Genomic DNA, 26030 nt, shown 5'->3' with positions numbered 1-26030 from the left:
TTCCACGAGAAGGTTCTCATGTTCGAACGCCTGATCCAATTTGCCATCGAGCAACGCATCATCGTGCTGCTCGCGGTTCTACTCATGGCTGGCCTCGGCATCGCCAGCTACCAGAAGCTGCCGATCGACGCTGTCCCCGACATCACCAACGTCCAGGTGCAAATCAACACGGGGGCCGCAGGTTTTTCTCCGCTGGAGACTGAGCAGCGCATCACTTTCCCCATCGAAACCGCCATGGCTGGCTTGCCAGCTCTTGAGCAGACGCGCTCGCTCTCACGCTCGGGCCTGTCGCAAGTCACGGTGATCTTCAAGGAAGGCACCGACCTGTTCTTCGCCCGGCAATTGGTCAATGAGCGATTGCAGGTGGCCAAGGAACAATTGCCCGAGGGCGTGGAAGCCGTCATGGGGCCGATCTCTACCGGCCTGGGTGAGATTTTCCTGTGGACGGTCGAGGCCGAAGAAGGTGCCGTCAAAGAAGATGGCAGCCCCTATACGCCGACCGACCTGAGGGTGATCCAGGACTGGATTATCAAACCTCAGCTGCGCAACGTTCCCGGTGTCGCCGAAATCAACACCATTGGCGGGTTCGCCAAGGAGTACCAGATTGCACCCGATCCAAAACGTCTGGCGGCCTACAAACTGACGCTGACTGACCTCGTGACAGCGCTGGAACGCAACAACGCCAACGTCGGCGCTGGCTATATTGAGCGCAGTGGCGAACAACTACTGATTCGTGCGCCCGGCCAGGTGGCGACGACCGATGACATCGCCAATATCGTGATGGCCAACGTCGATGGCACCCCGATTCGCATCAAGGACGTGGCGACCGTGGATATCGGCCGTGAACTGCGCACTGGCGCGGCTACCGAAAACGGTCGTGAAGTCGTGCTCGGCACGGTGTTCATGTTGATCGGCGAGAACAGCCGAACCGTGTCTCAGGCGGTTGCCGTGAAGCTGGAGCACATCAATCGATCACTGCCCAAAGGGGTGGTGGCGGTCACCGTATACGACCGCACCAACCTCGTGGACAAAGCGATTGCCACGGTCAAGAAGAACCTGATTGAAGGCGCGATCCTGGTCATCGCGATACTGTTCCTGTTCCTGGGCAACATTCGCGCCGCACTGATCACCGCCATGGTTATTCCTTTGGCCATGCTGTTCACCTTCACCGGCATGTTCACCAACAAAGTCAGCGCCAACCTGATGAGTCTTGGCGCGCTGGACTTCGGCATCATCGTCGACGGCGCGGTGGTGATTGTCGAAAACGCGATCCGGCGTCTGGCGCATGCTCAGCAGCACCATGGACGAATCCTCACACGCTCCGAACGCATGCATGAGGTGTTTGCAGCAGCCAAGGAAGCACGCCGCCCGCTGATATTCGGCCAGTTGATCATCATGGTCGTTTATTTGCCGATTTTTGCCCTGACCGGTGTCGAGGGGAAAATGTTCCACCCCATGGCGTTCACTGTCGTGATCGCCTTGCTCGGCGCCATGCTGCTGTCCGTCACGTTTGTTCCTGCGGCCATTGCCATGTTCGTGACTGGCAAGGTCAAGGAAGAGGAAAACATGATCATGCGTGGGGCGCGTCGTGTGTATGCGCCCGCGCTGGATTGGGTCATGGGCCATCGACCGCTGGCATTCGCCATGGCTCTAGGCATCATCGCGGTGTGCGGCGTGGTCGCCAGTCGAATGGGCAGTGAGTTTGTACCGAGCCTCAGCGAAGGGGATTTCGCCTTGCAAGCATTGCGCGTACCGGGTACCAGCCTGACGCAATCGGTAGACATGCAGCAGCGTCTTGAAAAGCTTGTGCTGGCAAAAGTACCGGAAGTCGAGCGGATATTTGCTCGTACAGGTACCGCAGAGATTGCCTCCGACCCGATGCCACCGAACATCTCCGACAGCTACGTGATGCTCAAGCCGAAGGATCAATGGCCTGACCCGAGTAAATCCCGAGAGGCATTGATAGCCGATATCCAGACCGCTACGGCTGCAATGCCAGGCAGCAACTATGAGCTTTCCCAACCCATTCAGCTGCGTTTCAACGAGTTGATTTCCGGTGTGCGCAGTGATGTGGCGGTCAAGGTCTTCGGGGATGACATGGGCGTGCTCAATAGCACCGCTGCGAAAATTGCCGCGTCCATGCAGAAGGTCAATGGAGCCTCCGAGGTCAAGGTCGAGCAAACCACCGGGCTTCCTGTGCTGACCATCAACATCGACCGCGACAAAGCCGCACGTTACGGTCTGAACGTTGGCGACGTACAAGACACCATTGCGGTGGCGGTCGGTGGCCGCCAAGCCGGCACGATGTATGAAGGCGATCGGCGATTCGACATGGTGGTGCGTTTATCCGACGCCATGCGCAAGGATGTCGATGGGTTGTCCACGTTGCTGATTCCGGTACCGGCGCTGCTGAATGGCAACGCCGACAAGATTGGCTTCATTGCTCTTTCAGAAGTGGCGACGCTCGATCTGGTATTGGGGCCGAACCAGGTCAGTCGTGAAAACGGTAAGCGTTTGGTGATCGTCAGCGCCAACGTGCGTGGACGGGATATTGGCTCGTTTGTACAGGAAGCCAGTAGCGCGATTGATCAAGAGGTGCAGGTCCCGGCAGGTTACTGGACCAGTTGGGGTGGGCAGTTCGAGCAGCTCCAATCAGCTGCCAAACGTCTGCAGATCGTCGTCCCGGTCGCGCTGCTCCTGGTATTCGCGCTGCTATTCATGATGTTCAACAATCTCAAGGACGGCTTGTTGGTGTTCACCGGAATCCCATTCGCGCTGACAGGTGGAGTCATGGCGTTGTGGCTGCGTGACATTCCACTGTCGATCTCGGCGGGTGTTGGTTTCATTGCGTTGTCGGGCGTGGCGGTGCTGAACGGTCTGGTGATGATTTCTTTCATCCGCAATCTTCGAGAGGAGGGGCATTCGTTGAGTTCTGCGATCAATGAAGGTGCCCTGACCCGGTTGCGCCCAGTGTTGATGACCGCGCTGGTGGCCTCCCTTGGCTTTATTCCGATGGCACTGGCCACCGGAACCGGGGCAGAGGTCCAGCGCCCACTGGCGACTGTTGTGATCGGGGGCATCCTGTCCTCGACTGCGTTAACCCTGTTGATACTGCCTGCGCTCTATCACTGGGCGCACCGTCGAGACGAGGAAGAAGCCGAAGAAGAAATAACAGCCACCGTATAGTTCGATGAATTTAAAGCCGCTTCTGATATTCAGAGGCGGTTTTTTTATGCCGGTAATAACGGATATGTAATCTTGGCGCCACCGTGTTGATAGGTTCGGATTGATACCCTGACAGCGTTTTCTATATGAGGTGTCAGAATGAAACTTACTCAACTATTTGCTCTCACAGGCGCATTGGTGCTTTCTTCGGTTGCTTTGGCGGAAGGCGGAGGGGATAGAACTTTCGAGAAAATGATGGCGGCGAAGGATCTGGCCGTGGAGAAGTATGTAGCGAAAGAAGGCAAAAGTGTCCCCGTGGTGTCAAGTGATGCTAAAGATGAGACGACTAAAATGTAGTGGTGCTGATTATAAAAAACCGCTGCCGGTTTCCGGTGGCGGTTTTTTTTGTGACTTGATTACACATTGGTAATCCAGATGCCACGCCGTCGCAATGTACGAATTGATATCCTCGTGCCAGGTAATATATGAGGTGCAGGATATGAAACTTACGAACATCATGGCTTTCGCTGGAATTCTGGCAATCTCTTCAAATGTAATAGCTGAGGGGGGAGGGGACAAGGCCTTTGAAAGAATGATGGCTGCTAATGCTAAAGTCATGGAGCAGTACGCCATTGACCAGGGCAAGAATATCCCTGTAGCGAAGCAATACGAGTATGGGATGAAGGTGGATGTTGTAAAGGTGGTGAGTGTCGTGCGGCCAACGAACGTCTGCGCAGTAGTGCCCGCCGCCATGACCTATGAAGACTCCGAAGGGCAGCTGAATACGCTGACATACACAGTGGCAGGGGAGTGCCGTAAACAAGGCGGTTAGCCGCTACGATGATGCAGGACGGATTAATAATGCTCGACCTGTCTCATTACTTTGAGGTGTCGGGCGTTTTTATATAACTGAGTTTTGACAGGCAAAAAAAGACGTCCCGAGGGACGTCATAAAAATTCACCTCTTCCAAAGGAGCAAAGGCGCTTCCAAAGGTGAATGGGTATTTCAACTGAGCAACAATGAGTTCAGATTTTCACAGACTAGTTACTCATCTATAGACAGCCAGCCAGATGCGCTAGCTAGCGTCCTATCAACTCCCGATAAGTATAAATAACTCAATCTAACGTGGAGATGATTGAATAATGACATTTTTGTAACTTTTCGGAGAGAACGGGATGTTCGAACAGCGAATCATCCCGTTCGATATCACAGAATCGCTAATGGGTATTCGACAATCACACGAACTTCATCCAGGTCTGATTCGAATGCGGTTGCGCGAGTGTTAGCTTGGCGCAGGCGGAAAGACATGTCTTTCAAGGAGCCTGTCTGAACGACGTATTTCACCTCTATGTCGCGCTCCCAACGTTTCTGGTCGGTCAACGGGTTACCGTCGGCATCACGTCGCATGTAGGTCGCGTTGGCGTTGGAGTAATCAGCGTCAGTGCCACGACCGTAACGTGTCATGAAGGTCAAGCCGGGCACTCCGTAGGCGCTCATGTCGAGATCGTAACGAACCATCCAGGAGCGTTCTTTCGGCGAGTTGAAGTCGCTGTACTGGATTGAGTTGTCAAGAAAGATAGAGTCGGACTGGCGCAGATAGTCGAAGTCGTCGTCACCATTATTTCGCTGGTGGGAAAGTGCAACCGAGTGTGCGCCATACTTCACGCCCACTTTTCCGCTCCAGATATTGTTGTCGAACTCACCCAGCAGTTTTTTGCCTTCATCAACCGCTTTGTAGTAGTTCACGCCGCCGAATACCGAAAGCTCATCCGTCAATTCGTAATTCAACCCCGTGCCAGCATAGTATTGATTCCAGGCGTCTTTGAGACGGCTGGAGTAAAGACTGATGATGACGTTTTTGTTCAGGTTATAGTCGCCACCAAAGTAGCCGACCCAAGGCGAGTTTACTGGCCCCGCATAGAATGTCGCGAAGTTATCGCGCATATTGCTGGATACGGGTTGACTCATGGCGTGCAAACGACCGCCCTGAACCGTCAAGCCTTCAATGCTAGTGTTCGTTGCCGTCACACCGGTGAAACTTTCTGGCAGAAGCCTCGAGTCGCCGGCAGCAACAACAGGGTTGGATGGGAATACGTCACCGACTTTTACTACGGTATCAAATGCGCGAATTTTTGCCGCGCCACCCACTTTGGTGTATTCGTCCCTTGCCTCTCCTTCGCTATTAACGGGGAGTACGTCGAACGAACTACGACCGCCATTACGGCCGTCACCCGTGTCAAGTTTCAATCCGATCATGGCGAACGCATCGACGCCGACACCTACTGTGCCCTGAGTAAATCCAGACTCGAACTTACTGATAATAGCGTGTGCCCATGCTTCAGAATAACCATTGCCCGTTGGGCTTGATTGGCCGTTGCGATGATCCCGGTTGAAGTAGTAATTGCGGTTAAGCACGGTAAGGCTGCTGTCTTCGATAAACCCCCCGGCCTTTTCCTCCGCTAACACCATGGACGGCCCGGCACTGACAACCACGGCTAAAGCGGCCATCGAAAATTTTGTATTGTTAACCATTAATCACTCCTTAGGTTCGGCAGAACTAGAAAGCTCTTCGGCTGGAATTATTGTTTACGGGAAGCATGCGGCGTCTCCCGTATCGTCGCCGAGTTGTATCGTTGCAATCTGGAGATAACGAGGACATGATTGAAACATTACAATTTAGTAATGTTCATCTGCTTTCTTTAATAATTGACTCGCGTGCAGGCGCTTGCTTTTTTATTTGGTTTGTTTCCATAACTCTTTTAGTTGACGGTGCGGAAACCTCAATTTCCCCGACGTCTTGGGAGAGGATTTCGTTGCTGTAGATTCGACGGGAATCCCGGCCCGTCACGCCGTGGAAGGTGACCGCCGCGAGAGCTTTATCCTGTCAGTTCTTCATTCCACAACCCTGAAGCACAAGCGTACTGACGTTCCCTGCTGTTCGCGGCTGGTCAGGCTGACTTCTCCACCAAAGCTTTCCATGATCTGCTTCACCATGATCAACCCGATACCCAGCCTGCCTTGCTTGGTGGTGTAGAAGGATTTGAACGCCATCATTTCCTGCTGCCGGGACATACCTTCCCCGGTGTCATCAATGGTCAGGTACAGCCATTGGCGGCTCTCATCCAGCCTCGATTTGATGGTCAATAAACCGCCTCCTGGCATCGCCTCGATGGCATTGGCAATCACACTGTTCATCATCTGTGAAAGCAAAATCGGATTGCTGACGACCCGGGGCGCGGGGTCATTAATGAACTCGACCTGGATTCTCGATTGGGTCAGTTGCGGGCTGAAGCTGTTCAGCGTGGTCTGAACCACCTCCATCGGCTCCACCAGTTCGGCCTCTCCACGGATCGGGCGCAAGCACAGCAGGAGTTCATGCACCCACTTCGACATCCGATCCACCTGGCTGACAATATCGGCAATGTTCTTCCTGGCAGGTTGGCCGTCCATGTCGTTTGCCAATTCTGCACTTGAGCGGATGCAGGCAAGGGGATTGCGAAGACTGTGGGCGACCGCCGTGGACATTTCCACGAGGCCCACGTAGGTCTTGTTGGCAACGAGCTGGGCTTCCTGTGATGCCAACAGGATCGATGCCCGGCGGACAATCCAGTACAACCCGAAGTACAGCAGCAGACCGCCAATGGCCGTCGACAGCCAGATGATCAAATGGCCGCGATCGAGTCTTTCGATCAGGTCGAACGGTTCCTTGTAAATTTCAACCACCGCCAGCGTATTCCCCAGGTCATCTACCAGGGGGATGTAGCTCTCGATGAAGAACATTTTCGGGGGATGCAGAAATTGCTGCTCGGCGCGGACTTCATCAACCCCACTGTATTTGGTGGAAACCCGGTCTTTAGAGCTGAAGGCCGCTTCAAGCGCTTCGTCGTTCAGAAATTTTTGTCCGATCAACTGCGGATTGGTTGACCAGACCACCGTCCGAAGCGGGGAGTAAATGGAGATCAAGAGTGAGTCCGGGAGATGCGCAAGGTGGTCCAGAAACTCGGAGCGCGCACGCTGGCGGTTCTGCGCCATTTCTTCCGACAGCATTCCATACTCGATGGGGGCCAGAACATCGCCCATCTTCATTCCAGACAGTCCGTGATGTCGTATCTCACCTTTTGCGATGGTCTGGATAAATTGCGCTGACAACATCGCGTCGCGCTCAAGACTCTCGGTTACCAGGAAACGCGTCGACACAGAGCCCAGCCCAACAGCGATGGCGCTAATGAGAATAAAACTGATAATCGAAAACCAACGCAGAAGATTGAATTGCCGGGTGGGCGTTATTGAACTAGCCGCTTCTCGATGCAAACGCTTGAACAATGCTGATGGTGCATTCATGGAGAGAACCCTGTGGTGTGCTGCATAACCCTATGCAACGGCTTGAATCTCTCACCAGAGCTTAGGCGATGGTTCAGCATTCTCTACAGCAAAAATCGTGCGATGAGCAGCAAGCGCTGAGGTATCACGTCACACATTGATGCCGATCATCCATCGAGCACTGACGAATGGAGGTTATCGCCCGTATTGGCACGGCGTAGAAAAGAAAAGTTGGCTGGCAAACATTGGGTGGGGGGCCTGTGAAGCTTGCTCCACGTGACACGCAGCTTCGTGCCCAGGAGGCCCACAGAGGGGCTTCCAGCGATTCATGGCAAGGTTGATCAAGAGTGGCGTCTTAACGCGACTTCAATACAAGCCACCAGCGCCTCAGTATTGAAAGGCTTGGGGAAATAGCCTTCAGGTTTCCGGGCATTGGCGCTGAGCGCTGGCGGCATGCCCGGCTTTCCGGTGATGAAAATGGTGGGTATGTGAATTTCCCTCGCGGCCAGTTCTTCGTACATCTGTGTACCGCATATACTTTTAGTACATGGGGGTGGCCCCTTCATAACAGGGTATGTTTTTGCCGGGTCGAGCCTGGACCAGCAAACGTTATTCATCGTGCCTTGAGTCTGTCAGTGGAGTTCAGCAGGTTCGAAAGGTGCCTCGCCGACTTCAAAAAAACAGGGCAACGGAACGAGGTGGATGAACAGGTTATGGGCGTGATCGCCATGCGTCTGTCGTACATGAGGACAGCTCGAGCATGCGTTGGCTGGGGGCGTTGATACCTTGGTCTAGATATTTAAAACACTAATGAATACGTGGCGATGGCGTCGCAAGGAAGAGTGAGAGCCGAACGCGCGCCGCTCGACTTGCCTTCACAGGAGCTTTCCATGGTCTGGCGCGCCACCGCGCACAACGATCCGGGTGAGCGTTGGTTACGCTCGCGGTTCTGCGCTTTTTTTTCTGAGCCGGTCAGACTGCAGGCGCTGCCCAATGCTGTCGGGGCATTGTGGCAGCGCAGCCATCCATCGCATGACGGTGCTTCGCCCAAGGCGATGCTACGTGATCAGCCTTTGCTGGCGGCCAGGTAAGCGCCAAGGCGTTGGCCCATTTGCTCGCCCAAGGCTTGCAAACCACTGAAGGGACGGACCATTACTTCAAATTCAATGATCTTTCCTTGCTCGTTGAATTTGATCATGTCGATACCCTTTAACGCTTTTCCGCTGACGGTGGCGCTGAACTCCAGCACGACGCTCAACCCGTCTGCCGTCGCCAGTTCCCGGTGATAGGCAAAATCCTCGAATACTTCGATGACCGTGTTGAGAATCGTCGATACCACGGCCGCGCCCGGATACGGCGTGTGCGCCATCGGCGAGCGGAATATCGCCTGCGGGTCCAACAACTCGGGCAAGGCGCTCAAGTCGCCCTTGCGGATCATGTCGTGCCACTGTTTCAAGGATTCTGCAGCGTTGGGATGCAGGTTCAGTTCAGACATTTTCAACTCCTGTATTTTTGTTGTTCTGCAAGCGTCGGGTGGTGTGAATTGGTTTTTCGAAAGTACTGATCAATGACTTCGGCCGCATCGTCAGCCCACAGACTGTACATCGATGGGCCGGGATGGAAACCATCGCGTGCCATCAAACCAACCACGGGTGTCAACCGGGTTGTCAGCATCGTACAGTGAGCATTGCGCTCGGCCAGGTCGGCGAGATGCTGGTTGAAGCGGCTGGCCCGAGTTCCCAGGTACCAGCGCAGCGGCTGCGGCAGTGCGGGAAACAGATGCATGGGCGGAAGAGGGGAAATGACAATCTGCTTCACTTCGTATTTTCCGCGCAGCAGGTCGATCAACTGATGTTGTCGAGCGACCCACTGCTCAGCCGTCAGGGTGCTGGTGACGTCGTTGACGCCGATAGACAGCAGCGCCACATCGAAGGCTTCTGGCGCGTTGTGTTCCAGCAGTTCCAGTAGTGCTTGCGAGTCAAGACCGGATCGGGCCCAGAGTGTCCACGACACCCGGTAATCAACGGCCAGCCGGCTGACCAGTCTTCCGCTGAGTGCTTCATCCTGCGTCGAGGCCCCGACTCCGGCTGCGGCGCTATCCCCCAGAATCAGCAGCCGCAGGTCAGCGCCACTGCCGACCACGCCCTGGCGTTCGCCTTCGGCTTCCGGCAGCTTTGGCGTTGTCCAGCGGGTGTAGCGGCCCTGCATGAGCAACAAGGGGCCGAGCATGATTCTGGCGAAGGCTTCAGTGTTGCTCATGCGGTGGTTCTCGACTGTCATCGATCAACGACACACAACTCCCCGGTGGCGCGTATCAGTGCCTGACCATGCAGCGCATCCTTGATCAGACTGGCTCGTTCCTTGGCCAACCAGACCGGGCAGTCCGGGTCAACGCGATAGGGCGCGAAGGCGGCGTATTGCTGCAACAGACGGTTTTGCAACTCGTCCAGCCGTGGCCGGATTTGCTTGTTGAGGTCCGGTCGTGGCGTGTCAGGCGCCTTGTGCGCCGCTTGCCATTGAGCGAGTAGCCCGTACTGCACCAACTTGTTGGCTTCGATCTGTGCGGCAATCAATTCGGCGACGTCTTGCGGATTCAGCTTGCGCTGAACGGCCAGCTTTTTGGCGTTAGCGATGACCTGCGCTTCCCGGGCACTGTCCTGGATCGGTTTGCCACTGTCCCACTTGGTCAGCGCCACCAGATCTGCAATGCCCAGGCGTTCGTTCATCGTCACCAACAACGGCAGCAAGGCATCCGGCGCCGGGGCGGGCGTGCTCGCCTGGGCGCCGCAAGCGAATAAGCCGAGTACGGCGCAGGTCAGCAGTTGCGGCAAGCGTGGGGAGCGGGGCATGGGTAAAACCTCATGGGGCACGGGATTTACAATCGGGTGATATGTATCACAGGTTCGGCCTTTTGTATGAGTCCGGTGCCTAGCGAGCATGACTGCGTGTCTCTGCCAGTATCCGCGCGGCATCTCGCGCCGGGGGCAAGCCGAACACGCGGGCGTAATCGCGACTGAACTGGCTGGCGCTTTCATAGCCGACATCGAAAGCCGTGCTGGTGACGCTTCTGGCATTGGCAACCAGCAGCGTCCGGGCCTGAAGCAGCCGGACGCGTTTTTGGTATTGCAAAGGGCTGAGTGTAGTGACGGCTTTGAAATGGCGGTGGAACGCTGAGACGCTCATTGATGCTTTCTGCGCCATTTCCTCTACCCGCAGCGGTGTGGCGAAGTCGCGACGGATCCACTGAATGGCCAGGCTCACTCGCGCCATGGCCGTGTCGGGCGCGGCGATCTCGCGCAGCATCCAGCCGAGCGGTCCTTGCAACACGCGATAGAGAATCTCCCGTTCATAAACAGGACTCAGCGCAGGGATATCCGCCGGCCGGTCCATCAATCGCAGCATGCGCACCCAGGCATCCATCAGCTCGGGCGTGACCGCTGCCACTGAGAAACCGGCCTCCTGTTCATGCCGCCCGACGGGTTTTGGCAGGTCCGCCAACAAGGTCGCCAGCACGGCAGGATCAAGCGTCAGGCTGACGGCGAGATAAGGTTCGCCGGTCGTTGCCGGGTGCACATTGCCGACCGCCGGCAGTTCAATGGACATCACGAAGTAGGTTGCCGGGTCATAGCGCAGCGTACGATTGCCAACCGTCATCGATTTGCTGCCTTGCAGGATCAGGTTGATCATCGGCTCATAAACCGCGGCCAACTGATGCGCAGGGATCGCGCCCTGGATCATCGCCACGCGTGGAATGCCGGTCTCGGTACGCCGGTTTTCAGCCCTGGCGGCGAGGGTTCTCAGTTCATTCAATTGGTTTTCCATAGACAGGCATCTGACCGCAGGGGCAGGCACGACGCAAGCGAAAAGCAGAAACAGGCAGGATTGGAGTAGAAACGGCTGCGTTCGCATCGAGATCAATCGCTACCGTGGTGGCTCACCGTTACATCATCTGAATCAGTGAGGCGTCTTCCATGCTCGATCATATTTTTATCTCGATCAGCGACACCCATCGCTCCGTCAATTTCTACACCGCGGCGCTTGCACCGCTCGGGATTACCCATCAACTGGATTACGACGGCAAAGACGGTCCGCCGGGCCATCCGGACCTCAAGGGATTCGGCGCGCAAGGTCGGGTGTTTTTCTGGCTGCGTGAAGGTGTAGTGGAGGGACGCGCCGCTCACATCGGTTTTGTGGCAACGAGCAGGGAGGAGGTCGATGCTGCCTATGCCGCCGCCATGAACGCAGGCGCTACCGACAACGGCGCACCCGGCGCACGGCTGCATTACGACGCCAATTACTACGCCGCCAACGTGCTCGACCCGGATGGGTACAGCATCGAGTTCGTCTACAAAAACTGGCAGCACCCACAATGAGCAAACTTCTGATTTATGGCGCGACAGGCTATACCGGTCGGATGGTCGCGGCGCAGGCAAATTCAGCGGGGCTGGACTTCGAGATCGCCGGACGTGACGCAGCAGCGTTGGCGACACTGGCTCGGCAGCTGGAGGTGCCTTACCGCGCCTTTGCTCTGGATACTCAAACAGCGGAAGCCTTGAGCGGTATCACCGTCCTGCTGAACTGCGCCGGACCCTTTGTGCATACGGCGCAACCGTTGATGCAGGCCTGCATCAAGGCCGGGGTCGACTACCTCGATATCACCGCCGAGATCAACGTGTATCGACTGGCCGAGCGGTGGGGTGAGGAGGCCGGCGTGATGCTTTTACCTGGCGTCGGCTGGGACGTGGTACCTACCGACTGCCTCGCCATGCACGTCGCTCGGCGCGTCGAGAACCCGCAATCACTGCGTATCGCGCTTCAGGTGGCAGGTTCCATGTCGCGAGGATCGGCAAACAGTGTCAGCGAGATCATCGGTGCGGGGCTGATGGCGCGGGTTGGAGGCGTACTGGTTCCTGCCCCCGATGCCCAACCGCGGCACTTTGATTTCGGCGACGGGCCCGTGCTCTGCGCGCCGCTGTCGTTCGGTGACTTGATCACGGGCGGGCGGTCGACGGGTATTCCTGACATCGCCATGTTCGTGCACATCAGCGGCGACGCTTTCCCCGAGGGCGACCTGTCGCAACTGCCCGATGGTCCCGATGAGCAAGAACGCACCGCGCACCGGGCGCGCGCGGTGGCCGAGGTGACGGGGGCTGACGGTCACGTTGCGCGGTCGGTCATTGAGACCCTCAACGGCTACTCCTACACACCACTGGCCGCTGTGGAAGCGGCGCGTCGTGTGCTGGGTGGCGAACGACGTTCCGGATTCGAAACGCCGGGTCGTTTGTTTGGTGTCGAATTTGCTGAGAGCATTGCGGATACGCGGATCATTGATCTTTAAGGTGTGTGGTGCGCGCCCAGCAGACGCTCAACCTGCGCCAGTTCCCAGGTGCTGAGCAAACTGACCGGGTCGGTGCCGTAACGTTGCCAACTGTCGAACTCACCCTCGCGGCCGTCCGGGCTCTGACAACGTTGGCAGTGGCGCAGGTGATTGCCATCGAAATCGAGAGTCAGGCGCCAGCCCTCGATGTCGACTTGTACGTGGCCGGGTTTTGCGTGTTCGTCGACGCGCTGCAACGGGCGAATGCCCAGGGCGGCGTCTCGCAGTTGCTGGTAAACCTCGCGGGCGCTCAGGGGGTGCACAGATGTCTCCGGTGAGTCGATGGCATATGTCGCATCGGGTTGCACAGGATAGACGATCGTATTATGGAAATGAAAAAGCCCGGCTTGTCAGGCCGGGCTTCTTGTCAGGTACTTCTTTAAGGTTATTCATTCATACAGCGCGGCTTTCGATCAAACGATCCGAACCACCTTCGGCGACGCGGCGTTCGATCAAGCGATCGGAACCACCTTCAGCAACGCGGCGTTCGATCAGTCGATCGGAACCACCTTCAGCAACGCGGCGTTCGATCAGACGATCGGAACCACCTTCAGCAACGCGGCGTTCGATCAGACGATCGGAACCACCTTCAGCAACGCGGCGTTCGATCAAGCGATCGGAACCACCTTCAGCGACGCGGCGTTCGATCAGACGATCCGAACCACCTTCAGCGACGCGGCGTTCGATCAGACGATCGGAACCACCTTCAGCAACGCGGCGTTCGATCAGACGATCGGAACCACCTTCAGCAACGCGGCGTTCGATCAAACGATCCGAACCACCTTCAGCCACACGACTTTCAATCAGACGATCCGAGCCGCCTTCAGCGACAACCGGGTGAGCAGAGGTAGCGGCGAAAGCGTTAACTGCAAAAACCGAGAAAGCGATGCTGAGGAGGGTTTGGCGTTTCATGATGGTGTGCTCCGGGGTGTAGTTGTTTGGTATGGATGCGATGTTACGCCCCGGAGTTTTTAAGAGAACTTCATTGAGTTGATGGTGACTATCGACGGCGACAATGGATGGTGGTGTTCATTCTGAGTGATGGCCTCTGGCTACGCGTTGCTTGATCGAAATTTCGCTTTGAGCACTGTTGTGCCTGCGCATCCTGAAATTTCATTGCCCGGTGTGCACTCTGATCTCGGCGGCGGCTATCGTGACCTGGTGGAGGAGTGCGTGCTGGTGAATCCAATGCAGGCACTGACGGTGCCGCAGGCTACGGATATTCGAACCACTTCGATATACCTCGATACCCAGCGGCAGAAAGCGTGCATGGTGGCCGATGGGTGGCCGGAGTCGATGCTGGACATTGTAACTCCGACGCCGAGCGCGGCGCCTGACTGGGAGCAGGAGAAGACCGGGCCGAAAAAGCTTAGGGCGTATGCCGGCTTGCAACTCAAACGTTCGGTCAGTGGCAAGCTGGCGGTGGTGTATCTGCGCTTGATGCATAAATTGGCGAAGGAGAAAGGTGTGCAGTTCAGAGAGATCCCCGGTACTCCGGAGTACGCCATCCCTTCAGATCTTCAAGCTTTCTGTGACAGAGTCCTCGCAGGGACATACAAGCCAGAGCCGTCCGAAGAAGAGCTGCTCAGACTGAAATACATCCATACATCTGCCAATTGGAATAATCCAATAGGGGGAAGCCGCGAACAGGGTATTACCCTTCGCTACACCAACGCGCCGACTGAGGACGGTATACGGGTGCGTCATCCTCATGTAGCCGACTCCTCTTGGAGAACATTCTGATGCGCGCATTCTTTGTTTCGGGCTAGCTCCTGGTGGAATCGTACAGGTGTGGGTTTTAGACAATTGCATGAAATCGGTAAAGGTTGCTCGAGCTCAGGCGGAGATTGAGCCGCTAGGGCCGAGCCAGGGTAAAAATGAAGGGCGGTATGCCTATCCCGTCAATGAAATGTCGAAACGCTACATCCAGCAATTCGGCATCCCATACGGCAGCTGGTAGCCCCAACACACAAACAAAAAAACGGGCGCCTCCACGGCGCCCGTTTTCATTCAGCCCAAGCAAACATCAACCCTGACGCGACCCCTCATCGTCAAAAATCGCCTCGATGGGCAGCTGAAAAACCCTGGCGATTTGAAACGCCAACGGCAGGCTTGGATCATACCGGCCGTTTTCAATCGCGTTGATCGTTTGCCGTGAAACATTCAGTCGAGCCGCCAGGTCGACCTGCGACCACTTCAGATCGGCACGCAGTTCTTTCAATCGGTTTTTCATTGATAGCGGCGTCTGGCAATCATGAGACCGATGATCCACATCAACCCCATCACCGGCCACACCATCAGCCATGAGAGATGTGGAAACCCGACATTCTCCAGAAAGCCATAGCTGAAGGTCAGCAACGCGGAGGCGGCAAACGCAAAGCCGAGTGCCTCGAACTGAATGCGCAAATGCATTTCGTCCATGCGCCGTAGATTGCGCACGATGGCCCAGCACATCAGGCCGGCCGGTATCACCGGAGCCAGCGTGATGGCAATGCGCAGAGGCATGCCGAAGTTGTCCTGATGCTGCAGCAGCGTCAGCGATACGATCAAAAAAGCCGTGTACAGGACCAGCGCAGAACCCAATTCGAAATAGTACCGTCTCATTTTCCATCATCCTTATGTAAAACGTCCTTTACATAGTCATCGAAGAAATTACGGATGTAAAGGTCGCTTTACGTAAATAGTTCTAAGCAGCGCTCAACTTGAAACGCTTCACTCGTCGGCTACACCGCTCAGCCAGAACCGCCGGGGTATGCTGGATCTCTTAAGCAATCGAGGCTCTCCAGGAAACCGGACCGCTCCAACCGTCCCGGTCTGCAAGGCTTTCCTGCGAGGTTTTATGCTCGGGTCGGGAGGATAAATCGATGCACGACTATTACGATTTGGGCACCTACAGTCGCCCGGTGACGACCAACTCGCCCCAGGCCCAACGCTGGTTCGATCGTGGTTTGGTGTGGTGCTACGGCTACAACCACGACGAAGCCATACGTTGTTTTCAAAAGGTGATCGAACACGACCGCAATTGCGCAATGGCCTACTGGGGCATCGCCTACGCCTCGGGCCCGAACTACAACAAGCGCTGGGATGCGTTCATCGAGCAGGAGTTGAAAGAGGCCGTGGCCCAGGCCCGATTGGCGACGCAAACCGCGCTGGCGCATATCGATACCGCATCGCCGGTGGAGCAAGCGCTGATCCGCGCGCTGGAGCAACGCTACCAGGCCGATCAGGCGACCAGTCTCGAGCAACTCTTTACCTGGAACGATGCCTACGCGGCGTCCATGCGCGATGTCTACAAAGCCTTCCCCGAAGATCCCGACGTTGTTGCGTTGTTTGCCGAAGCGATGATCGACCGCACACCCTGGCTGTTGTGGGACCTGAAAACCGGTCAACCAGCGCCGGGTGCCGACACCGTTGAGGCGGTGGCCGTGCTCGAACGCGCGCTGCAGCGAATGGAGCAGCACGGCGACGCGCCGCACCCCGGCGTGCTGCACATGTACGTGCACACCATGGAAATGTCGCCCTACCCGGAACGGGCGTTGCGCGCCGGCGATGTCCTGCGTGACCTGGTGCCGGACGCCGGACACTTGCGCCACATGCCGTCGCACATCGACGTGCTCTGCGGTGATTATCGTGGCGCGATGATCACCAACAGCCGGGCGATCCAGGCCGACAGCAAATACCTGGAGCAGGAAGGCCCCATCAACTTCTACACCCTGTACCGAAGCCACAACTACCACTTCAAACTCTACTCGGCGATGTTCCTCGGGCAGTACCAACCGGCCCTGGAAGCCGCCGATCAACTGATCTCGACCATTAAGGAAGAACTGCTGCGCGTGGAGCAGCCACCCATGGCCGACTGGCTGGAAGGCTTCGTGTCGATGAAGGTCCACGTGCAGATACGCTTCGGCAAATGGCAGGACATCCTCGCCACCCCGTTGCCGAGCGACCAGACGCTGTACTGCGTAACCACGGCGATGCTGCATTACGCCAAGGGCGTGGCCCATGCGGCCTCCGGGGACGTAGCCGCCGCGGAAACCGAACAGCATCACTTGATTGAAGCCTGGGCCCGGGTGCCCGAAACCCGTTACATCTTCAACAACACCTGCATCGACATTCTGGCGGTGGCCGATGCCATGCTGTGCGGGGAAATCGAGTACCGCAAAGGCAACTACGACTGCGCTTTCGCCCACCTGCGCCAGGCGCTGTCACTGGACGACAACCTGCCCTACGACGAACCATGGGGCTGGATGCAACCGGTCCGGCATGCGCTGGGCGCGCTGCTGCTGGAGCAGGGCAGGGTCGAAGAAGCCTTGCAAGCGTATCGGGCTGATTTGGGGCTGGATAACACACTCAGCCGCGCGTCCTGGCACCTGGACAATGTGTGGAGCCTGCACGGCTACGTGGAGTGTTTGAAACGGCTGGGCCGGGACGAGGAGGCGGCCGCTGCCCGGATTCGCCTCGAGCTGGCGATGGCTCGGGCGGATGTGGAGATCAAGGCGTCGTGTTTTTGCCGGGTGGGGGAGCGGTGCTGCGAGTAATGCTCGGCAGCGCCGGACGAGGCTTCACTCAGTCAATGAAGGCTCATTCACTTCGCGAACGAAAAAACCCGGTTTGTCATTAGGGACTACTTTAAAGCTATTCATTCATGTCGCACGGTTTTCGATCAGTCGATCTGAACCCTGGGAAGAAGTGTGGGCATTCACCCTTCGGCGACTGCAGCCGATAGCTTGATATGCAACCGTATTGCCTCAATGAACAGCAGGAATTTATGCCAAACGATCTCCCTTCTATCGCCTGCTCTGTGGCCAATCACTCAAGCGTGGCACTGACACGTGCCTCTCTGTTCAAGTTTGTTGGTCTTTTGGCAGGCGTGTTTTTACTCGCCAGCTATTCACTTGTTTATCTCGCGCATGATTTAGACCGTGCGGAGGAGGTTGACAGTGCTTTTTACACAAAAAAGGCCATGGAGTCGCTGGAAAAATCTCTGCGTTCAACCGTCAAGGATTATGCGTTTTGGGGAGATGCCTACAAACATCTGCATATTGAAGTAAACGCTGACTGGGCATACGTACGACAAAACATTGGGACAACGCTTTTCACGGAATTTGGATTTTCGGGAGTGTTTGTCGTCAATGACGTCAATCGCACTGTTTACTCTGTGGTCAAGGGTGAGCTGAAATCGGTTGAAGTCGAAGAATGGCTCTCGCAGCCCATTGCCGCCATTCTTGATAAAGCTCGTGAAGGAGCGGAAACAGAAACGCCGATAACAACGTTCATCGATATGGGAGGAGTACCAGCCATTGTCGCGACAGCGGCTATTACGCCGGGAACTGATCCGACAGTGGTACCTGATGACAGGCCGCCCTCGGTGTTGATTTTCGTAGACATTCTGGACAGCGCCAAACTCGAGCTGATAGGCAAGGATTACGGGGTAAATGGCCTGCGCATCGCCACCTCCGGCGACAAGGGCGAAACGTCCATCCTGCCATTGGGCGAGAACGGTACTGCGGGCAGTTTGCATTGGAGTCCGTCCAGGCCAGGTCAGCGGTTATTAGCGCTAGGGTTGCCATTGGTCGGCATCGCCGCGCTGTTGGTGTGCCTGATGACCTGGGTCATTTTGCGTCGCACGACCGCTGGTGCGCAGGCGCTTGACGCCAGCTTTGCATCGCTGAAAAGCAGTCAGGCCGCTCTCGCCACCAGCGAAGCGCGCTTTCGCGATGTCGTTGAAGCCAGCTCGGACTGGGTATGGGAAATAGACGCTGGCTGGCGTTTCACCTACCTATCCGAGCGATTTGAGGTTGTCACGGGTCTCTCCAGGGACGCTTGGATTGGTGCGGCGATGGATGATCTGCTGCATACAGAGTTAGGCACGTTATCTCAGTGGCTCAGCATTCCTAACCGTCGCCCGGATATCAGTGTTCAGTGCCGCTACGTCGATACTAAAGGCCAAGAGCGAATTACCCGACTGTCGGCGAGACAAATGGCAGGTCATGGATTCCGAGGTACTGCAACTGACGTCACGGAAGAAGTCGAAGCCCGTCGGCGAATCGAATTTCTCTCACAACATGACTCCCTGACCGGGCTTCCCAACAGGACACGGCTACAGGAGTTTCTTGACGGTAAACTCAAGGCTTTGCCGACGGTAGAACAACCACTGGTCATGCTCAGCCTGGACCTTGATCGATTCAAGCCAGTGAATGATCTACTGGGGCATGCGGCAGGTGATCGGGTACTTAACGAGGTGTCGAGCCGCCTGGCTGACTGTGTTCGCCACGGGGATCTTGTCGCCCGGGTCGGGGGTGATGAGTTTGTGCTGATTCTCACCGATATGAGCTCCCAGGAAGAAGTCGAGGCTCTGTGTCGCCGCCTGATCGAGTCCATCGAGCGACCTATTGAGATTGATGAGCAGGAAGTGTTCATCAGCGCCAGTATCGGAATCTCGATGGCGCCAAATGACGCTTGCGAGGCTACTGAGTTGCTTCGCTATGCCGATATCGCGTTGTACGAAGCCAAGTCCGGAGGTCGTAATACATGGCGCTTTTACGCGGGCGACATGAACGCGAAGATCATTGAACGTCGCCGTTTGGAAAGCGACCTGCGTTTCGCGATCAAACACGGAGAGCTGCGGCTGCATTACCAACCGCGTTATCGCATCACTGACGGTCACATGGTCGGCGCCGAAGCGTTGGTGCGGTGGCAACATCCTGAGCGTGGTTTGATAACACCAGACACGTTTATCCCTATTGCTGAAGAAAGCGGGTTGATTCTTTCCCTGAGCAACTGGGTAATCGATACCGCCTGCAGGTATGCCTCGCGGTGGCCGGAAAGCCTGTTCGTGTCAGTTAACCTTTCACCCACCGAATTCAAGCGAGGCAATTTGGTAGAGCGCGTCCAGAAAATACTTTTCGAATCTGGAATCGATCCTGCCCGAGTAGAACTGGAAATTACCGAGAGCGTCATGCTCGAAGATGCCGAAGGCGCGCTTGAGATAATGCGTACGCTCAAACGCCTCGGTGTGCGCATATCCATGGACGACTTTGGAACAGGATATTCTTCGCTGAGCTACCTGCGCACATTCCCTTTCGATGGCCTGAAAATAGATCGCAGCTTTTTAAACAGGCTGGGTGAAAGTGAGGATGACAAGACAATCATCCAGGCTATCGTGGGCTTGGGCCGCGCGTTATCACTCACAGTTACTGCAGAGGGCATTGAAACAGCCGAGCACCTGAAGTTGCTCAAAGCAGTGTCGTGCGACGAAGGTCAAGGCTATTTCCTGAGCCGTCCGCTAGATGCTTGCGCGTTCAACGTTTTGGTGGGAGTCAAAGAAAGTACAGGCACCAAAATCAACGTTTAAGAGGCAGTGCAGCACCGTCGAAGTTGACTGTCGTCCTCAGGGCTCGAAGCTGTCAGCCCTACGGCTTAGGTCCAGTTGTACCCACGGCTTGCGCATGAGACGGTCGAATAATGAAGGCTAGTTTCGTTTTCAACTAAGCTCAAGTTTTGGCGGACATTGCCATAAGAATGGAAGCAGCCACGTCTACATGAGGTAGCGCATGAGCAATTTACCGCCAGCAAGCCCGGAACATCCTGAAGCCTTTGCACGCGTGATTACCGTACCCAAGCTCATGCGCTGGAGCAAAACAATACCCAGCAGGTGGGCGCGCTATGGTCTGGTCACCGTACTGCTGGCTATCAGTGGTTTTGCGGTGTGGTCTTCAATTGCCACCGGACGCCTGGGGCAGGAGGCGATCGCCTCTAGCATGCTGTCCGATCACTACACAGTGGCTGCGACTGCCGTGGCAGCCGTCGAGTCTCTGGAACGTAAATATCGACTGGACCCTAGTCCGAAGGTACGTCGTAAATTCAACACTGTCGTAGCTCAACTGACCATTGCACTTGAGCATATACAACGTTCCGGATCGCCTGCAGACCAGCTCCTTGTCGAGGAAGTTGGCTTGGCGCTGACTCTCTACCTGGAAAGCGTCAACAAGTTGTTCGATGCCGTCGATCGTGGAGATGATGCGAAAGTGCGCTGGATCGACAACGAGGAGGCCGATCCGCGGTTCGAAAAAATTGAAAAAGTCGTCCTGCAAGCAGCAGTCGATCACCACCGGGAGTCTATCGGGGCGCTGGAAAAGTTGCGCACGCGAGAGTCCTTCAATGCCAATAGCACGCCCATCGTTTTTTTTGCCGGGCTGCTTCTCGCCGCCCTGTTCGCCCAAGTGCTGCGGCGCACTCGTGTCGAACTCGACAGTCAACGCAAGGACGCTTTACACGCTTCGCTGCATGACAAGCTCACCGGGCTGGCCAACCGTACCCTCCTGGCCGACCGTTTCGAGCAGGCACTGCGCCTGGGGCGTCGCCAAGGAACAACCACAGCCCTGTTGCTGATCGACCTTGACCGATTCAAGGAAGTCAACGACACCCTGGGGCACCACTACGGGGACTGCCTGCTCGACCAGATCGGCAAACGGCTGATCAGTGAAGCACGGGAAATCGATACGGTCGCCCGGTTGGGAGGCGACGAGTTTGCCATCCTGTTACCGGCTGTGGAGGGCTTGGATGGCGCTTTGACTGCTGCGCTACGGTTGCACACCGCGATCACCGCATCGTTCGAAATCGATGGGGTCGAGCTCGATGTCGAGGCCAGCTTCGGAGTAGTGGTTTCGGGGCTGCACGGTGACGATCCTTCGACGCTCATGCAGCGCGCCGACATCGCCATGTATGCAGCCAAGAAGCAGGGCAAGGGCATTCTCGCCTACGACCCCGGATCGGATCGGCGCTCTCCGGAACGCTTGGCAATGCTCGGCGAACTGCGGCGTGGTCTGGACCGCGGCGAGTTATTCCTGGATTACCAGCCCAAGGTCCGCCTGAGCACAGGAGAAGTCACCGGAGTCGAGGCATTGGTGCGCTGGCAGCACCCGGTACGCGGCCTGGTGCACCCGGATGAATTCATTCCGTTTGCCGAACACACCGGGATCATAGGCTCCCTGACTCAATACGTGCTCAACCTCGCTCTGTCTCAAGTGCGGGCCTGGGCCGACGCCGGGATACGCATACCGGTTGCCGTGAACATTTCTGCACGCAACCTGCTGGATGACAAACTGGTGGCTCAGATTGTCGACCTGCTTGAACACCACAAACTGACCCCAGATATGCTCGTGCTCGAAGTGACCGAGTCCGCCATCATGCTCGATTCCTATGCTGCTCGTACCATTCTGACGCAACTCCATACGCTGGGCATTCATATTGCCATCGATGATTTCGGCGTCGGCTATACCAGCCTGGCTCAGTTGAAGGACCTGCCCATCAGCGAACTCAAGATCGACAAATCCTTTGTACTGGCCATGCAAAGCAATCAGGCCAACGAGCTAATCGTACGGAGCGTCGTCGATCTTGGTCACAATCTTGGCATGGCGGTCATCGCCGAAGGCGTAGAAACAGCCGAGCTGCTTGATGCACTGGGTGGTTACCATTGCGACATGGCCCAAGGTTTTCACGTTTGCCGACCGGTAAGCGCCGAGGCGTTCATGCAGTGGTATGAAGAGCGAGGGTGCAAGTAGCTCAACCGTCTCTCATCAACTTGCCGGAAACGGAGTCAGCCGGCACGCTTTGTGAGTGCGCACGAAAAAGCCCGGCTTGTCAGGCCGGGCTTATTGTCAGGTACTGCTTTGAAGTCATTCATTCATGCCGCGCGACTTTCGATCAGGCGGTCGGAGCCACCTTCGGCAACGCGGTTTTCGATCAGACGATCCGAACCATCAGCGGCAACGCGGTTCTCGATCAAGCGATCCGAACCATCAGCGGCAACGCGATTCTCGATCAGGCGATCCGAGCCATCAGCGGCGACACGGTTTTCGATCAGACGATCCGAACCATCAGCAGCGACGCGGTTTTCGATCAGGCGATCCGAACCATCAGCGGCGACACGGTTTTCGATCAGACGATCCGAGCCATCAGCAGCAACGCGATTCTCGATCAGGCGATCCGAGCCACCTTCAGCCACACGACTTTCAATCAGACGATCCGAGCCGCCTTCAGCGACAACCGGGTGAGCAGAGGTAGCGGCGAAAGCGTTAACTGCAAAAACCGAGAAAGCGATGCTGAGGAGGGTTTGGCGTTTCATGATGGTGTGCTCCGGGGTGTAGTTGTTTGGTATGGATGCGATGTTACGCCCCGGAGTTTTTAAGAGAACTTCATTGGGTTGATGGTGACTATCGACGTGGGCAATGGATGCGGACGGTGCATCAGGCCTCGCTGATCTTACTGACACTGGTCACCTGACCATTCCAGACCATCTCGTAATGAGCTGTCTGAATAATGGAAACAACAGGCCTCGGCGTCATCAGCGCCCAGCAGTAACTGTCCTGCATGCGCACCGAGTTATAACGCAGGCCGGGACAACCAGCATCTCTGACGGACTTCCCCAAGCGGCGGGAATGCGTGTAATCGTCTGGATCGTACACAGGATCAGTCATCGGAATAGCCGCCGCATCTTTCATCGCGACATTCACAAAAGAACAGGACAACCCCCGGAAAACAAACCGCTCATAGTTGAGGCTTGGCACATTCGACCAATACAGACTCTGGTGATGCCGCACTTCGGCCAGCGCCGTTTCCATGGAGTCCGCCAAATACAACACCCCAAAACTGCCATCGCTGAACCGCGAACCTGCCGGGTTAACGTGGGTAAAAGGCGCTGTCGCGTAGGAGCAGCCAGGAATACCGAACGGGATCTCACGTCGTGGAATCAACTCAAGGCGACCCACTTCATTTTTCAGCCTGGGGTTGGTGAGTTCCTGTATTTGGTACAGCACTTCAAACTCGTCTGCGTCCGCGACGTCATCAAACAACGCCACCGGTGGAAACTTTGAATTGACCAATCGATAGGCCTGTAGCGACTCACCGGCAAGCTCTGGCAGCTCGCCCAACATCACCATTGCGCGCCTCGCAGCACGTCGATGCGCCGAAAGGTTTCATACAGCGAAATCATATCGCCCTGCGACATGATCTCGAGCGGGCTACGCCCATTGAAAAACTCGTTGTTATTGGCCATCGACGGGAAACCGTAGACGTTTTCCGGGTTGTCGAAGACCAGGCGCAGCGCGGCGTGGATGTTGAGCACAAAACTGATGCGCTGCATCTGGTCCGAGTCCAGCGCCACGGCCCAATCGGGATCGCGCTGCCGGGCGCGGGTGTAGGTGCTGCGAGAAATGCGCAGGATACGGCAGGCCTGTTCGCTGGATGCGCCCCACTTTTCGAGGATGCCAACAGCGGCGCGCAGACCTGTCACGCACTGGCTCTTGGTAAAGGCTTGTTCCTGAAGGGCAACGGCCATGGTCAATACCTCACGTTGAATCTATAGATTCAAATGTATGCAAATAGAATCTGTAGAGCAAGGTCGGCGCGACCAGTGGAGTACGACAGTCCCATGTACGAGGGGCTTGGGCATCGATGGGAGGGCTAGGAACCAACATCCTCAATAGCGTCTAAATTTTATAAAGATATCCCCCGCACTGAAGGAACGACTCATGCTCAGATCTCGCTCATTGATTGCAGCTATTACATGTCTTGCGTTGGTCTCCGGCTCTGCTACTGCATTGGCCGATCCTGGTAATGGAAAGGGCCAGGGAAACGGCAAGGGAAATCCACAAACCAGCCAGGGCCATGGCAACCAGGGAGGTCATGGAAGCAAAGGTCAAAATTCCGGGGGCGGCGATTGGAATAATGGACCAAGCATCAATCGCGGAAGCATTCTCGGAATTGTTGGCGGTTACAGGGACTACTGGAGCCCCGGACCTGCGTTGCCACCCGGCATTCAAAAGAACCTCGCGCGAGGCAAGCCTCTTCCACCGGGCATCGCCAAAAAACTGGATGGTCGGTTGGTCGGGAGACTGCCTCATTATGATGGATACGAATGGCAACAAGCTGGCACCGACTTGATACTGGTGGCGCTGGCAACCGGGCTCATCTATGAAGTTCTCAACGGGGCTTTTGATTAACGCTTGAGTGGCGAATGTGAAGATCGACGCATCGCTGTCGTTGGATGCGTTACTGGTGAAACGTGCGCCCCAGCGCAACCAGGCGTATGGCAATCGGCGGCAAGCGCTGGCTGCTCAGGGCAAGGGTTTCGACATCGTCTGCCGTGTTTTGCGCAATGCTTTGCACTGACTGCAAGCGCCCGACGATTTCGAAGCTCGCCGTGGATTGTTCGCGGGTCGTGGTGACGATGCGCCCATTGAGTTCATCGATGTGCGAAATGTCGCTGCCCACCGCCCGCAACATCGCTGCCGCCAGTTGGCTGTCTTCGACACAGCGCTCCACGCCTTCGCGACTGTCATGCATGGCCTCGACGGCTTTGCGGCTGCCTTGCTGCAAGGCCTCGATGATCGTCCGGATTTCCTTCGTGGAAACGGCCGTCCGTTGCGCCAGGCTGCGCACTTCATCCGCCACCACGGCAAAGCCCCGGCCTTGCTCACCGGCGCGGGCGGCTTCGATGGCGGCGTTGAGGGCCAGCAGATTGGTTTGCTCAGCAATACTGCTGATGACCTCCAGGACCGTACCGATTTGCTGCGCCTGTCCCGCCAGCACCTGTACGGTTTCGTTCGTGCCTTTCAGGCGTGACGCCAACTGCGTGATTTCATGCTGGGCGCGGTTCACACTTTCCTGTCCCCGCGTGATTTGCACACTGGCCTGGCCGGCGTGTTCAACGGCATGCTCGACGTGAACGGCAATATGCCCCATCGCATCTCCCATTCGCTGCATTGAACCCGTCATCTGCGCAATTTCCGTCAGCTGATGCTTCGCCCCTTTCTCCAGCGTATTGCTCGCCTTGGCCAGCTCCTGGCCCAGCTCACCCAAGCCGTGGGAGTCGCGAACCACCCCGTCAACCAGGGCGGTAATCTGCATCAGGAACTGATCGAAACGATCCGCGAGCGACACATGCACCGTGGCCTTATCGCCCTTGCCAGCATCGACGCAGAGCTGGGACGTGGCCGCGAGCATCTTGTCCAGCATGTCCTGGCTCTCCACTGCGTCGGCCTGACTGTGCACGGCCAGATAGAGCAGGGCGACCGTCTCCATGACCACATAAAAGGCATGCACGAACACCATCGTCCAGCCACCGTGATGCGCCATGACATAGACCGGAAAACCTTGATGTTGCAG

The 26030-nt window shown here is 56.5% G+C and carries 26 protein-coding genes and 1 pseudogene; 12 read left to right on the top strand and 15 right to left on the bottom strand.

Annotated features, from left to right (window positions below; all coding sequences use genetic code 11):
* The first annotated feature begins 18 nt into the window (after nucleotides 1-18).
* The 3 genes from ACA055_RS18775 to ACA055_RS18765 all read left to right on the top strand — a co-directional run bounded on the left by ACA055_RS18775 (nucleotide 19) and on the right by ACA055_RS18765 (nucleotide 3997).
* Complete coding sequence (locus ACA055_RS18775; RefSeq protein ID WP_497680020.1) at nucleotides 19-3186, top strand: CusA/CzcA family heavy metal efflux RND transporter; 3168 nt, start codon at nucleotides 19-21, stop codon at nucleotides 3184-3186.
* A gap of 138 nt (nucleotides 3187-3324) precedes the next feature.
* On the top strand, nucleotides 3325-3522 hold the full coding sequence (locus tag ACA055_RS18770; RefSeq protein WP_497680019.1) for a co-regulatory protein PtrA N-terminal domain-containing protein: 198 nt from the start codon (nucleotides 3325-3327) through the stop codon (nucleotides 3520-3522).
* Nucleotides 3523-3664: 142 nt separating this feature from the next.
* Nucleotides 3665-3997 carry a DUF2790 domain-containing protein gene (locus tag ACA055_RS18765; RefSeq protein WP_497680018.1) on the top strand — a complete coding sequence of 111 codons (333 nt, stop codon included), beginning with the start codon at nucleotides 3665-3667 and terminating at the stop codon, nucleotides 3995-3997.
* A 375-nt stretch (nucleotides 3998-4372) separates the two neighbouring features.
* On the opposite strand, the gene ACA055_RS18760 is transcribed toward ACA055_RS18765, so the two are convergent.
* The 3 genes from ACA055_RS18760 to ACA055_RS18750 form a co-directional block, all read right to left on the bottom strand.
* On the bottom strand, nucleotides 4373-5698 hold the full coding sequence (locus ACA055_RS18760) for an OprD family porin (protein ID WP_497680017.1): 1326 nt from the start codon (nucleotides 5696-5698) through the stop codon (nucleotides 4373-4375).
* A 360-nt stretch (nucleotides 5699-6058) separates the two neighbouring features.
* Nucleotides 6059-7507 carry a sensor histidine kinase gene (locus ACA055_RS18755; protein ID WP_497680016.1) on the bottom strand — a complete coding sequence of 483 codons (1449 nt, stop codon included), beginning with the start codon at nucleotides 7505-7507 and terminating at the stop codon, nucleotides 6059-6061.
* 320 nt (nucleotides 7508-7827) lie between these two features.
* Nucleotides 7828-8007, bottom strand: coding sequence for a response regulator (locus tag ACA055_RS18750; protein ID WP_497680015.1), 180 nt, complete (start codon nucleotides 8005-8007; stop codon nucleotides 7828-7830).
* 369 nt (nucleotides 8008-8376) lie between these two features.
* Here ACA055_RS18750 and ACA055_RS18745 point away from each other — a divergent pair, with 369 nt between their 5' ends.
* Nucleotides 8377-8577, top strand: a complete 201-nt coding sequence (locus ACA055_RS18745) for a hypothetical protein (protein WP_497680014.1) — start codon at nucleotides 8377-8379, stop codon at nucleotides 8575-8577.
* Here the strand turns inward: ACA055_RS18745 and ACA055_RS18740 are convergent.
* The 4 genes from ACA055_RS18740 to ACA055_RS18725 form a co-directional block, all read right to left on the bottom strand.
* Complete coding sequence (locus ACA055_RS18740; RefSeq protein ID WP_497680013.1) at nucleotides 8553-8981, bottom strand: nuclear transport factor 2 family protein; 429 nt, start codon at nucleotides 8979-8981, stop codon at nucleotides 8553-8555. The two genes, ACA055_RS18745 and ACA055_RS18740, sit on opposite strands and share 25 nt — an antisense overlap.
* Before the next feature lie 2 nt (nucleotides 8982-8983).
* Nucleotides 8984-9745, bottom strand: coding sequence for an SGNH/GDSL hydrolase family protein (locus ACA055_RS18735; protein ID WP_497680012.1), 762 nt, complete (start codon nucleotides 9743-9745; stop codon nucleotides 8984-8986).
* A gap of 17 nt (nucleotides 9746-9762) precedes the next feature.
* Nucleotides 9763-10335, bottom strand: a complete 573-nt coding sequence (locus tag ACA055_RS18730) for a chorismate mutase (protein ID WP_497680011.1) — start codon at nucleotides 10333-10335, stop codon at nucleotides 9763-9765.
* Nucleotides 10336-10414: 79 nt separating this feature from the next.
* The gene (locus ACA055_RS18725; RefSeq protein ID WP_497680010.1) at nucleotides 10415-11308 is read right to left on the bottom strand and encodes an AraC family transcriptional regulator; all 894 of its coding nucleotides are present in this window, start codon (nucleotides 11306-11308) and stop codon (nucleotides 10415-10417) included.
* 149 nt (nucleotides 11309-11457) lie between these two features.
* Here ACA055_RS18725 and ACA055_RS18720 point away from each other — a divergent pair, with 149 nt between their 5' ends.
* Together ACA055_RS18720 and ACA055_RS18715 are read left to right on the top strand one after the other, a co-directional pair.
* Nucleotides 11458-11859 (top strand): VOC family protein, encoded by a 402-nt coding sequence (locus tag ACA055_RS18720; protein WP_497680009.1) that lies wholly within the window; start codon nucleotides 11458-11460, stop codon nucleotides 11857-11859.
* Complete coding sequence (locus ACA055_RS18715; protein ID WP_497680008.1) at nucleotides 11856-12824, top strand: saccharopine dehydrogenase family protein; 969 nt, start codon at nucleotides 11856-11858, stop codon at nucleotides 12822-12824. Before ACA055_RS18720 ends, ACA055_RS18715 begins: the two co-directional genes overlap by 4 nt.
* Here the strand turns inward: ACA055_RS18715 and ACA055_RS18710 are convergent.
* On the bottom strand, nucleotides 12821-13126 hold the full coding sequence (locus ACA055_RS18710; protein ID WP_497680007.1) for a DUF7693 family protein: 306 nt from the start codon (nucleotides 13124-13126) through the stop codon (nucleotides 12821-12823). The two genes, ACA055_RS18715 and ACA055_RS18710, sit on opposite strands and share 4 nt — an antisense overlap.
* Nucleotides 13127-13256: 130 nt before the next feature.
* Entirely contained in the window at nucleotides 13257-13775 is a 519-nt protein-coding gene (locus ACA055_RS18705; RefSeq protein WP_497680006.1) for a phage infection protein, read from the bottom strand.
* 129 nt (nucleotides 13776-13904) lie between these two features.
* On the opposite strand from ACA055_RS18705, the gene ACA055_RS18700 reads away from it, so the two are divergent.
* Together ACA055_RS18700 and ACA055_RS18695 are read left to right on the top strand one after the other, a co-directional pair.
* Nucleotides 13905-14606, top strand: a complete 702-nt coding sequence (locus ACA055_RS18700; RefSeq protein WP_497680005.1) for a hypothetical protein — start codon at nucleotides 13905-13907, stop codon at nucleotides 14604-14606.
* Nucleotides 14607-14625: 19 nt separating this feature from the next.
* Nucleotides 14626-14823, top strand: a pseudogene (locus ACA055_RS18695) (DUF2931 family protein); the annotation flags it as partial.
* Between the two features lie 66 nt (nucleotides 14824-14889).
* On the opposite strand, the gene ACA055_RS18690 reads toward ACA055_RS18695, so the two are convergent.
* Nucleotides 14890-15096 carry a helix-turn-helix transcriptional regulator gene (locus ACA055_RS18690; RefSeq protein WP_497680004.1) on the bottom strand — a complete coding sequence of 69 codons (207 nt, stop codon included), beginning with the start codon at nucleotides 15094-15096 and terminating at the stop codon, nucleotides 14890-14892.
* Nucleotides 15093-15467 (bottom strand): hypothetical protein, encoded by a 375-nt coding sequence (locus ACA055_RS18685; RefSeq protein ID WP_497680003.1) that lies wholly within the window; start codon nucleotides 15465-15467, stop codon nucleotides 15093-15095. The genes ACA055_RS18690 and ACA055_RS18685 overlap by 4 nt, the downstream gene beginning before the upstream one ends.
* Nucleotides 15468-15727: 260 nt before the next feature.
* On the opposite strand from ACA055_RS18685, the gene ACA055_RS18680 reads away from it, so the two are divergent.
* From ACA055_RS18680 to ACA055_RS18670, 3 genes are all read left to right on the top strand, one after another.
* Nucleotides 15728-17401, top strand: a complete 1674-nt coding sequence (locus ACA055_RS18680; RefSeq protein WP_497680002.1) for a hypothetical protein — start codon at nucleotides 15728-15730, stop codon at nucleotides 17399-17401.
* 230 nt (nucleotides 17402-17631) lie between these two features.
* Nucleotides 17632-20217, top strand: coding sequence for a bifunctional diguanylate cyclase/phosphodiesterase (locus tag ACA055_RS18675; protein WP_497684447.1), 2586 nt, complete (start codon nucleotides 17632-17634; stop codon nucleotides 20215-20217).
* 199 nt (nucleotides 20218-20416) lie between these two features.
* Nucleotides 20417-22426: a putative bifunctional diguanylate cyclase/phosphodiesterase gene (locus ACA055_RS18670; protein WP_497680001.1), complete on the top strand. Its 2010-nt coding sequence runs from the start codon at nucleotides 20417-20419 to the stop codon at nucleotides 22424-22426.
* Between the two features lie 122 nt (nucleotides 22427-22548).
* Here ACA055_RS18670 and ACA055_RS18665 read toward each other — a convergent pair whose 3' ends face one another.
* The 3 genes from ACA055_RS18665 to ACA055_RS18655 form a co-directional block, all read right to left on the bottom strand.
* Entirely contained in the window at nucleotides 22549-22989 is a 441-nt protein-coding gene (locus ACA055_RS18665; RefSeq protein ID WP_497680000.1) for a phage infection protein, read from the bottom strand.
* 121 nt (nucleotides 22990-23110) lie between these two features.
* Nucleotides 23111-23803, bottom strand: coding sequence for an RES family NAD+ phosphorylase (locus tag ACA055_RS18660; RefSeq protein WP_497679999.1), 693 nt, complete (start codon nucleotides 23801-23803; stop codon nucleotides 23111-23113).
* Complete coding sequence (locus ACA055_RS18655) at nucleotides 23797-24201, bottom strand: antitoxin Xre-like helix-turn-helix domain-containing protein (RefSeq protein WP_497679998.1); 405 nt, start codon at nucleotides 24199-24201, stop codon at nucleotides 23797-23799. Before ACA055_RS18655 ends, ACA055_RS18660 begins: the two co-directional genes overlap by 7 nt.
* Before the next feature lie 193 nt (nucleotides 24202-24394).
* Between ACA055_RS18655 and ACA055_RS18650 the strand changes: the two genes are divergently transcribed.
* The gene (locus tag ACA055_RS18650; RefSeq protein ID WP_497679997.1) at nucleotides 24395-24865 is read left to right on the top strand and encodes an anti-virulence regulator CigR family protein; all 471 of its coding nucleotides are present in this window, start codon (nucleotides 24395-24397) and stop codon (nucleotides 24863-24865) included.
* Between the two features lie 49 nt (nucleotides 24866-24914).
* Here the strand turns inward: ACA055_RS18650 and ACA055_RS18645 are convergent, their stop codons facing one another.
* Nucleotides 24915-25607, bottom strand: a complete 693-nt coding sequence (locus ACA055_RS18645) for a methyl-accepting chemotaxis protein (protein ID WP_497684446.1) — start codon at nucleotides 25605-25607, stop codon at nucleotides 24915-24917.
* Between the last annotated feature and the right edge of the window lie 423 nt (nucleotides 25608-26030).

Source organism: Pseudomonas sp. LBUM1657 (assembly GCF_059716075.1).
This window is presented reverse-complemented; position numbering and strand designations above follow the sequence as displayed.